Genomic DNA, 8,680 nt, shown 5'->3' on the forward strand with positions numbered 1-8,680 from the left:
GAATACAAGAATGAATATAACAAGAAGGTGTGAGTATGATTCGCTTTCTAATAAATAACGATGTTGTTGAGTTAAATGAAGCGCGTGCCGACCTCACCCTTCTGCAGTTTATACGGGAACATCGTAAGAAAACAGGCACTAAAGAAGGCTGTGCAGCAGGCGACTGTGGCGCTTGCACGGTAGTACTTGTGGAACCAGCATCATCTGATAGCGCCACCACACTTAACTACCGAACCGTGAATAGCTGTATCACGCTTATGAGCGCAGTTCACGGTAAACAGCTATTGTTCGTAGAACATTTAAGCGATGGTAAATACTTACACCCCGTGCAACAGGCGCTAGTCGACCACCATGGTTCACAATGCGGTTTTTGTACACCAGGGTTTATCATGTCAATGTTTGCTTTATACCACAGCAATACACAACCTAATCGCGACGATGTGTTACATGCTTTATCTGGCAACCTGTGCCGCTGTACTGGCTATCGGCCTATTATCGATGCCACGCTAGCAGTATGCGAACAAGCACCAAACGATCAGTTCTCGGCGCGCCAAGACCAGACCTATGCAACGTTATTATCGTTATCTGATGAAAAACCTTCCGGTACAGGCAACATACATACGCCAACCTCCCGCGAAGAATTAAAAGCACTCATAAAGGCGAACCCTAGCGCACAGCTAGTGGCAGGCAGTACAGATTTAAGTTTGCAGTTCACCCAACAGCTAAAAGAAGTCAAAACGCTTATCAGCGTCACGCATATCGATGCACTAAAACAATGCACCAAGAATGAACATTCTCTTATTATTGGTGCAGCAGTTCCGCTCAATGATGCAGCACCGCTTTTACTAAACGCATTTCCGCAAGTCGCTGAACTGGTGACGCGCTTTGCGTCTTTGCCCATTCGCAACCAGGCCACGATTGGCGGAAATGTCGCCAATGCGTCTCCTATTGGTGATATGCCTCCCCTACTACTTGCGCTTAACGCCACACTTCACTTGGACAATGGTGACAATGCTCGCGCAATCCCGATTCACGAGTTTTTCAAAGGTTATCGCGAAACAACACTGGCGAATGATGAATGGATAAGCGCAATAGAAATACCGCTTAAACAGCCTAATCAGGCACTGGCCGCATATAAAATATCAAAACGATTCGAAGATGACATATCTGCAGTATGTGCAGTGTTTAACGTTACCTTAGAAAACGGCAAGGTTGAGGCAATTACTAGTGGCTTTGGTGGTGTGGCTGCTGTGCCGTCAACCTGTGAAGCATTGGAAAATGCGCTGAAAGGTAAACAGTTCGCTAGCAAAGAATGCTTAACTTTAGGCAAGCAAATCTTATTTGATGCGTTTGCGCCTATTGATGACGTGCGCGCAACAGCACAATACCGCAAAACCGTTTTAGCTAACTTGTGGCACCGCTACTGGTTAGAAAACCAAACTGTAAATAATATTGAAACTCGGGTGGTGCAGCATGCGTAAGTTAATTGATGCCCCAAACCCTTTAGAAACAAATGGCAATCAAGGTGTTGTTCACACATCTAAAAAGCATGAAAGTGCGGTACGTCAGGTACAAGGCAGCGCCAATTATGTTGATGACGTAGTTGAGCCTCAGGGTACGCTTTATGTGGCAGTCGGTGTAAGTCAGTGCGCCAAAGGTACTATCAACTCAGTAGACCTTGACGCTGTACGCCAAAGCGAAGGCGTTATTGACGTGATCACAATTGATGACGTACCTGGTCATAAAGACATTGGCCCAGTGTTTGAAGGCGATCCACTACTTGCAAACGGCGAAATCAAGTTCTTCGGTCAGCCCGTGTTTGCAGTACTTGCCACTTCAGTAAATCTCGCACGACAAGCTGCGCTAAAGGGAAAAATAGAAGTAGACGAAGCTACACCTATACTTAATGCTGAAGCTGCCCACCAGCAGCAAGCATTTGTTCGCCCTTTACACCGATTTGGCCAGAATGCTGCGCGCGTTGACAGTACTTTTGAAAAAGCTAAGTTCAATGCACACGGTTCGCTAAACATTGGCGGTCAGGAGCACATGTATCTAGAAGGCCAAGTGAGCCTTGCGATCCCCGATGAAGAAGATCGCATGAAAATCTACACCTCTAGTCAACACCCGAGCGAAGTACAAAAGCTGGTTGCAGAAGTGCTGGATGTTAAATTGCACCGCGTAATGGTAGACATGAGGCGCATGGGCGGTGGCTTTGGCGGAAAAGAAACTCAAGCTGCACAATGGGCCTGTATCGCCGCCCTGCTCGCTTCACGCAATCAATGCGCAGTTAAGCTTCGTTTGCCGCGTTTCACAGATATGCACGTTACGGGTAAACGCCATCCGTTTGATAACGAATTTGATGTGGCCTTTGACGAAACAGGTAAAATTGAGGCCACCCGCATGACCATTAATGGTATTTGTGGACACTCGCCTGACTTGTCTGATGCTATTGTCGATAGAGCTATGTTCCACGCTGACAACGGCTACTTTTTAGGTGATAGCGATATTGTCGGTCACAGACTACAGACCGATATGGTATCGCATACCGCTTATCGTGGGTTTGGCGGCCCACAAGGTATGATCATGGCCGAAGCCATGATTGACAAGATTGCACGAGCTATCGGTAGCGACCCGCTATCAGTCAGAAAGCGTAATTTATACGGCCCAACCACCGGCAGTTTTACTCCTTATGGCATGAAGGTAGAGCACAACCTTTTACCCGATATGATTGCAGAGTTAGAAGAAAGTGCGCAGTATTGGCAGCGCCGAGATGCGATTGCAGCATTTAACCGCGAAAGCCCAGTTATTAAAAAAGGGCTGGCACTCACACCGGTTAAATTTGGTATTTCATTTACCGCAAAGCACTTAAATCAAGCTGGCGCTTTAGTGCACATTTATACCGATGGCAGTATTCAAGTAAACCACGGTGGCACGGAGATGGGCCAAGGCTTGCACACTAAAATTGGCCAGATCGCTGCCAATGAGTTTGGTCTTGACTTAGATATGATTGAAGTCACCGCTACGCGCACGGATAAAGTGCCGAACACCTCGCCAACAGCGGCATCAAGTGGTACTGACTTAAACGGAAAAGCCGTACAAAACGCGTGTATTACATTAAAAACCCGTTTAGCTGAGTGCTTCGCTAAAAGCTTAGGTCTAGAGGACCGCGCTGATAATGTACAGTTTATCAATCAACATGTTGTACTAGACGATAACAGCATTGCCTTTACTGAATTGGTTCAACAGGCCTATTTTGATCGCGTGTCGCTCTCTTCAAGCGGTTTTTATAAAACCCCTAAATTGCAGTACAACCGTGAAACAGGCGATGGCCGCCCGTTTTTCTACTTTGCTTACGGTGTGTCAATGAGCGAAGTCTCGGTTGATACACTAACCGGCGAATACATGGTAGATAAAGTTAACGTTATTCACGATGTGGGCAATAGCCTTAACCCTGCCATCGATATTGGTCAAATTGAAGGCGCCTTCGTCCAAGGTATGGGCTGGCTTACCACGGAAGACCTAAAATGGAATGAGGCAGGCAAGCTGATAAGTGAAAACATGGCGACCTATAAAATTCCTGCTATTGGCGATACGCCCAAGGAATTTAACGTGAAGCTTTTTGGTAGGGAAAACGCTGAAGACAGCATTTACCACTCAAAAGCCGTGGGTGAGCCACCGTTTATGCTCGCAATTTCTGTATGGTGTGCCTTAAAAGATGCGATATCTAGCTTGTCTGGCTACACCATCGACCCTCAGCTAGATACGCCAGCAACACCTGAGCGTGTATTAAACGCTGTTGCAGCAATCCAGCAAGCAAATACCCAAGGTGCAGCTGTATGACTCGCGCAGCAGGGCAATCATTTCACGCCCCCCCATCATTACGCGCAACGCACTGGCACGAGGCAATAGCCGAGTGTCAAGAGCGTAATGAAGGCTATGTATTGGTTACCGTTGTTGGCACTGCGGGCTCTACTCCTAGAGAGCCAGGCAGTAAAATGGTGGTCACCGCTTCACATAGTATTGATACCATTGGTGGCGGACACCTTGAGTTTGATGCTATTGCCCGTGCCCGAGCATATCTTGCTAAAGGCGAAGCATGCACTGAGCTACACAGCTACCCGTTAAGCAGTTCTTTGGGACAATGCTGCGGCGGTGCAGTAAAGGTACTGTTTGATGTGTGTAATGTTCACCAGCAGCACATTGCCATCTTTGGCGCGGGCCATGTTGCAAAAGCGCTGGTGCCAATTTTAGCCCAATTGCCGGTGCGAATTTCGTGGATAGACAATCGAGAAGATTTGTTCCCATTGTCGCTACCTGCCAACGTGCAAAAAGTGGTGGAAGAAGCCCCCGAGAGTGAGGTAAGACACCTCGATGAAAACAGCTGGTTGATTATACTCACCCACGACCATCAATTGGACTACCGTATTACCGAGCAAGCATTAAAGCAGCCTTCCCTGCCTTTTGTTGGGTTAATAGGTTCAGACACTAAAGCAAAGCGTTTTATTACTAAACTTACTCAGCGCGGGTTTGACGATAATGCACTCGCAAGACTGTTCACGCCCATTGGCAATCGAGATATTCCCGGCAAGCGCCCTATAGAAGTTGCTGTTTCTATATCAGCACAAATAGTTGCACGTCTTCATGTAAAAGACGCGGTAGCGGCTTCAGAAAAGAGCCATGAGAAAAATACTGACGCATGCACGGGTGAACACACAAAGCACCCAGCTAAAGAGCAGTAAAAGTGCAGTAAAAAGAAAAGGATACCAGCAGTGACACTTAATGAACTAAATGCGCTAAGCGCTGACGAAGCATTTTCTTGGTTTGAACAATGCTGCGCGGCAAAAGCGTGGATTTACCAAATGGTAGAAGCACGCCCTTACAGCGATTTAGACGCACTTGTTAACCAAGCGAAAGATGCCTGGGCAAAATGTAGCGACGTTGATTACCTAGAAGCCTTTACGGCGCACCCTATGATTGGCGATGTAGATTCTTTGCGTAAAAAGTTTGCCAACACCAAAACTATTGCTGCCGGCGAGCAGTCTGGCACAGCTAGCGCTCCTGAGGCCGTTTTGCATCAGCTTAAAGAAGCCAATCACGCCTATTTGGATAAGCACGGGTTTATTTTTATTATCTGCGCTACCGGGCTTTCTGCGCAAACTATGTTAGAAGCATTGCAAGCAAGGCTGACAAACACGACACAGCAAGAAATATCTAATGCTGCTGCAGAGCAAATAAAGATAACGCTTTTGCGTATTAATAAGGCGTTGGGTTAATGCGCAGCGTTATCGATTAACCGAAACGGCTTATACCATATGCAACAGTAATACGAATTTAAGAAATTTTAAGGAATACAGTATGAATACGCTTTCAAGCCACGTACTCGACACCACATCGGGTAAGCCAGCACAAGGCATTGAACTTACCCTTACACTACCTGACGGCAGTACCCTCGCTGGCGAAACAGATGATGACGGCCGCTTTAAAGACTGGGGCGTTGAGGCTGGTTTTGCTGCTGGGGTTTACACCTTACGTTTTCACTGCAAGCCATACCTAACGGCAACTCATGGCAGCAGTTTCTATCCACACATTGATATTACGTTTGAACTTGTTGAGAATGGCGGTCACTATCACGTGCCACTTCTTATTTCTCCATTCGGTTTCAGCAGCTACAGGGGCAGCTAATAAACATGCAGCTTTTTCGTGCAAGCATTGCGCACTTTCCTAAACAAACCTCGCATTTCGATAATGACATCGCCATTTTTAAAGACGGTGGTTTGTTGTTAGATAACAAAGAAATAAAAGACATTGGCCCGTTTAGCGACATTGCTGAACGCTACCCTGCTGCCACTGTTACAGACTTTTCGGGCAAATGGATTTTACCAGGCTTGATAGACAGCCACCTGCATTACCCGCAAACTCAAAGTATCGCCCACTACGGCGAGCAGTTATTGAGCTGGCTTGAAAACTATACATTTCCCGCAGAAATGCAGTTTGCCGATAGTGAACACGCCGACACCATCGCTAAAGTATTCTTGAACCAGCTACTAAAAAACGGCACCACCACCGGTTTTGTATTCACTACCGTCCATAAAAGTAGTAGCCAAGCACTCTTTAGCGCCGCCAGTGAGCTTGATATGGCGATAGTGGCAGGCAAAGTGTGTATGGACAGAAACTGCCCGAGTTCATTAAATGACTGCCATGAAACTGCCCAAGCTGATAGTGCTCAGTTAATTGAAGCTTGGCACAATAAGGGCCGTAACCGTTACGCGTTAACGCCTCGTTTTGCTCCAACCAGCACTGAAGCCCAGCTTGCCGCATTAGGTGAACTTGCCCAGCAGTATCCCGATGTATTTATTCAAACCCACCTTTCTGAGAATTTAGACGAAATAGCATGGGTTAAAAGCTTATTCCCTAACGCTGACGGCTATTTAGATGTATATGACACCTATAATCTTGTGCGGGAGCGTGCAGTGTTCGGCCACGGTATTCACCTTACGCCTAACGAATGGGCGCGACTTGGCGACAGCGGCGCAACAGTTGCGTTTTGTCCTACGTCTAACTTGTTTTTAGGTAGTGGTCTTTTTGATATGACTGCAGCACGTGCTAATAAGGTACATGTTGCTATGGCTACCGATGTAGGCGCAGGTACCACGTTCAACATGTTCAAGACCTATGGCGATGCATACAAGGTCAGTCAGTTGCGCAACGAGCCCATTAGCCCGCTGGAAGGGTTTTATCTTATGACACAAGGCGCAGCAGTGGCCCATGCACTTGACCATGAAATCGGCAACTTAAACCCAGGTTCTACCGCTGACTTTATCGTAGTAGAGCCAAGGTTCGATGAGTTAACACGTTTGAGAATAAAAGAAGATGCAGAATTCGATGATATGTTTTTTGCTTTAAGTATTTTAGGCGATGACCGCGCTATCGAGCAAACGTGGATAAGCGGCACCTGCCGCTACACAAAAGAAGATAATAAGTAACAAGCTACTGTAGGGCCCCTCGGCCCTAAATAAGGAGAATAATAATGCCGTGGCTAGATTGGATAAGTTTATTTGTACGTTGGTTTCACGTTGTGGCCGGTGTAGCTTGGATAGGTGCGTCTTTCTACTTCATATGGTTAGACAATAATTTGCGAACGCCGCCTAAGTGGAAACAAGACAAAGGCATTAAAGGGGATTTATGGGCCATTCATGGCGGTGGCTTCTACGAGGTAGCAAAATATGCCTACGGACCAGAGAAAATGCCCGAAACATTACACTGGTTCAAGTGGGAAGCCTATACGACTTGGCTGTCGGGCTTTGCCCTTTTGATCATAGTTTATTACTTCGGCGCCAGCGCTTACCTTATTGACCCGGCTGTCAACGCCATGTCGCCAGCCACGGCAATATCGTTAGGACTGGGGTTAATCTTTGGCGGGTTAGCCATATACGAATTTGCATGTCGTAGCCCATTGGCGAAATACCCTCTTGCTTTTGGTATTGGCTTAGTTGCGCTTGTTTGTGTAGTTAGTTATTTGTCTACCCAGTGGTTTAGCGGTCGTGGCGCCTATATTCACGTAGGTGCGCTTATCGGCACTATTATGGCCGGTAATGTCTTTTTCAATATTATGCCAAACCAGCGTAAAATGGTGGCCGCGGTAGCTGATAAAAAAGATATAGACCCTGCGTGGGGCGCAAGCGCTAAACTTCGCTCGGTGCACAACAACTACTTCACGCTACCCTTGCTGTTTATTATGATTTCAAATCACTACCCAATGACCTATCAGCACCCCAAAAATTGGCTGGTACTCATTGCTATAATGGCCGCTGCCGCGTGGATACGTCATTTCTTTAATCTTCGTCATGTGGGTACCACTAAACCAAGTATATTAGTCTCTGGCGCAATTGCCATGCTCGCTATTGCGTTGTGGGTATCTTGGCCACAAGCATCGTCCACCCAGCAGTTTAGTCATAATGAAAATGAGAGCTCTGCTCATTCAGAGGAACTAACTGCATCGGCAAACGAAGATGTCACCAAAACAGCCTCGACCATCAGTAATGAACGTGTGGCAAGCTTAATCACAACCCATTGTGTGGGCTGCCACTCGCGTAAACCAACTGACGATATATTTAAAGTTGCCCCGTTAGGCGTAGTATTAGATTCATGGGAAGATATTGAAAGGTTTGCACCGCAAGTGGTTCGAAGAACCACTGTAACCAAAGACATGCCGTTTTTGAATAAGACAAAAATGACGGAAGAAGAAAGGCAAGTTATAGCTCGCTGGTTTGCACAGCGACAGCAGTAAAATACGATGAGCGATGTAGCAACTTGGTTACATCGCTTTATTCCACTCGCTATTTCTCGCTGCTATGACTTGCCCACGTTTCTTTTTTTCGTACATTGCCTCATCAGCTCTGTCTAACCACTCTTGCACAGTGTTAATACCTTCGTTCCACTGTACCCATCCAACGCTAAATTTGATAGGAACGACCTGATTATTATCGACATTAACTTCAAATTTATTATTCTCAATTCTGTCAAAAAAGGCTGCAGTTTCGGTTTCGTTCGTGCCATAAAGTAAAACTACAAACTCATCACCGCCGATACGTCCAAACCTATCACTATCACGCAGAAGCGCGCCCATTTGTTTAGAGAACTCAACTAACGCTTTATCACCAATCTTATGTCCATATTTATC

At 46.4% G+C, this 8,680-nt stretch carries 8 protein-coding genes; 7 read left to right on the plus strand and 1 reads right to left on the minus strand.

The annotated features are described in order from the left end of the window. The first annotated feature begins 35 nt into the window (after nt 1-35). The 7 genes from xdhA to KL866_RS03195 all read left to right on the plus strand — a co-directional run bounded on the left by xdhA (nt 36) and on the right by KL866_RS03195 (nt 8,287). Entirely contained in the window at nt 36-1,481 is a 1,446-nt protein-coding gene (gene xdhA / locus KL866_RS03165) for a xanthine dehydrogenase small subunit (RefSeq protein ID WP_214993321.1), read from the plus strand. After that, nucleotides 1,474-3,840, plus strand: a complete 2,367-nt coding sequence (gene xdhB, locus KL866_RS03170; RefSeq protein WP_214993327.1) for a xanthine dehydrogenase molybdopterin binding subunit — start codon at nt 1,474-1,476, stop codon at nt 3,838-3,840. Before xdhA ends, xdhB begins: the two co-directional genes overlap by 8 nt. Beyond that, nucleotides 3,837-4,739: a xanthine dehydrogenase accessory protein XdhC gene (xdhC, locus tag KL866_RS03175; protein WP_025254834.1), complete on the plus strand. Its 903-nt coding sequence runs from the start codon at nt 3,837-3,839 to the stop codon at nt 4,737-4,739. The genes xdhB and xdhC overlap by 4 nt, the downstream gene beginning before the upstream one ends. A gap of 30 nt (nt 4,740-4,769) precedes the next feature. Further along, the gene (uraD, locus tag KL866_RS03180; RefSeq protein WP_025254833.1) at nt 4,770-5,273 is read left to right on the plus strand and encodes a 2-oxo-4-hydroxy-4-carboxy-5-ureidoimidazoline decarboxylase; all 504 of its coding nucleotides are present in this window, start codon (nt 4,770-4,772) and stop codon (nt 5,271-5,273) included. Nucleotides 5,274-5,355: 82 nt separating this feature from the next. Further along, the gene (gene uraH, locus KL866_RS03185) at nt 5,356-5,682 is read left to right on the plus strand and encodes a hydroxyisourate hydrolase (RefSeq protein ID WP_025254832.1); all 327 of its coding nucleotides are present in this window, start codon (nt 5,356-5,358) and stop codon (nt 5,680-5,682) included. 5 nt (nt 5,683-5,687) lie between these two features. Next, nucleotides 5,688-6,983, plus strand: a complete 1,296-nt coding sequence (gene guaD / locus KL866_RS03190) for a guanine deaminase (protein WP_025254831.1) — start codon at nt 5,688-5,690, stop codon at nt 6,981-6,983. 44 nt (nt 6,984-7,027) lie between these two features. After that, nucleotides 7,028-8,287 (plus strand): urate hydroxylase PuuD, encoded by a 1,260-nt coding sequence (locus tag KL866_RS03195; protein WP_025254830.1) that lies wholly within the window; start codon nt 7,028-7,030, stop codon nt 8,285-8,287. A gap of 27 nt (nt 8,288-8,314) precedes the next feature. Here the strand turns inward: KL866_RS03195 and KL866_RS03200 are convergent. Further along, nucleotides 8,315-8,680: GGDEF domain-containing protein (locus tag KL866_RS03200; RefSeq protein WP_214993328.1), on the minus strand; the 366-nt coding region annotated here is incomplete at its 5' end.

It is taken from the genome of Alteromonas sp. ALT199, assembly GCF_018619335.1.
GTDB lineage: Bacteria > Pseudomonadota > Gammaproteobacteria > Enterobacterales > Alteromonadaceae > Alteromonas.